Source organism: Thermococcus sp. MAR1, from assembly GCF_012027305.1.
Lineage (GTDB): Archaea > Methanobacteriota_B > Thermococci > Thermococcales > Thermococcaceae > Thermococcus.
Map to the genome: position 1 here is coordinate 1 of NZ_SNUF01000022.1, position 416 is coordinate 416.

At 31.7% G+C, this 416-nt stretch carries 1 protein-coding gene; it reads right to left on the reverse strand.

Annotated elements, in window-relative coordinates:
- A partial coding sequence (locus tag E3E25_RS11525) for a hypothetical protein (protein ID WP_206204736.1) occupies positions 1 to 348 on the reverse strand: 348 nt, incomplete at its 3' end.
- Positions 349 to 416: the final 68 nt, after the last annotated feature.

Here is a 416-nt window from a genome sequence, read left to right on the forward strand (position 1 = left end):
TTCAATAAAAATCTTAGGCCTTCCTCTCTTAATAACTCCTTTACAGCAATAATAAAAATATGTCTCATCATCCACCCATGCGATATTATCAGCATGGCAATTATGATGATTTCTGTTCTTAAATATAATGCGTGTAAACTTAAATGGATTAGGGATAAAAGCATCTGCAATTAAAGTTGCTAACCCAAGAGTGTACATTTTATGATTAACCCTAATTACTACCTTAGCTGACCTTCCTTTTTTACAAGAAACAATCTTTTCTTTTCCATATTTAAAAACTCTTCCATCGTACTTAATCTCATATCCAGGGAAGCCCGGGATTTCTTTCAATTCGGGTGAATATTTCATTCTGAATATTACAAAATAATTCGAAATATCAATGAGAAAACGAGCTGGCTTTTGTAATATTCAGAATA